We start from the raw sequence: 1,159 nt of genomic DNA, 5'->3' as shown, positions 1-1,159 counted from the left end.
GGGATTGGAAGGGGAGGAATACCGCAGGCGGCCATCCGCTACAGCCTCAGAAAGTTCCAGATATTTCTCGCGGGAGATCCTGGACCAACGGCGCTTGGTGTCGATGACGGCCACATGAGGAAGGCGGACCTCAACAGCCGTAAAGTCATGGAGGCCGCAGGCATCGGAAGCTTTCAGGACTAGGCCAGGAAGATTACAGAACTTCCAGGGACCACCGTCAAAAGGAAGATCATCAGAATACCAGACCTCCCAGGAATTACCGCGGAAACGCGTCGTGGCCTTACGGCACAAATAGCCGCAAACCGTCAGAGTGTCAGAATGCAAGGTCCAGTCCATAACAACCGAGCTGTCGCCATACTCCATTGGGTCAAGAATAAAGGTTTTCCTCATCCAGAACGTATTTCCATCCCTCAGAATTTCCTCCTCATAACTCTCTCTAAAATCTGCGGTCAAGGATGTGACCTCCCCCCATGTCATATCAAAATTATGAGAAGCGTACAGCGAGTCCTTCTTATACCTGTATAAATCCAAAAACTTGGAATAGTTCCGACCCACAAGCAGGATGACCTCATGGTCCCGGGCCTGATCCAAAACGGTGTCGACCTCCGATACGGCATAGACACACTCCAAACGGGCGCTGTCCACAATATGAACTGGAGCGAACTTGGCTTTCAGATTCTTCACGGACTCAGGAAGTCCGAGCCTCTGAGAGTGCAGGGACAAAGCAACAAAGGAAAACAAAAACAAAAGAGGCAAACGTATCATGGCTAACAAAAATAAAAGAGACCGGAATTGGCGCCAGGACACCAGTCCGGCCTCAAGGTTGATTCATAAGATTTCATCCTGTGACGAAACCGGTTCCGAACCGGACGGACCGTCAGCATTAAAAACAATGTAAAGCGCCGGACGGACGGAAACATAAATGTTTTCTACCAGCGGCAAAGCGGCGGCAGAAAGAGAAGTGCTTTTCATCTCGTCCACTGTGGCATAACAACTATTGGGACAAACATCCTTAGCAAGAATAGCTTTATAATCCTCAATCTCTGTAAGATCTGCCCCCTGCTGCAAAAGTCCCTGGAAGCTAAGTCCCTGAACATATTTCACACTACCATCACAACAGACTATCCGGAACTGAACCGCAGAAGCGGAAAGGGAAGAC

At 49.6% G+C, this 1,159-nt stretch carries 2 protein-coding genes; both read right to left on the bottom strand.

What is annotated here, in order from left to right; genetic code table 11:
• Window positions 1-765 (bottom strand): GLPGLI family protein (locus C5S62_RS06905; protein WP_104404660.1); only part of this gene is annotated, 765 nt, incomplete at its 3' end.
• A gap of 63 nt (window positions 766-828) precedes the next feature.
• The coding region (locus C5S62_RS13585; protein WP_190311561.1) for a hypothetical protein at window positions 829-1,159 on the bottom strand (331 nt) is incomplete at its 5' end.

It is taken from the genome of Prevotella sp. MGM2, from assembly GCF_002933955.1.
GTDB lineage: Bacteria > Bacteroidota > Bacteroidia > Bacteroidales > Bacteroidaceae > Alloprevotella.
Note: the sequence above shows the minus strand (reverse complement) of the source record. Positions and strands in the feature narration are given on the sequence as shown.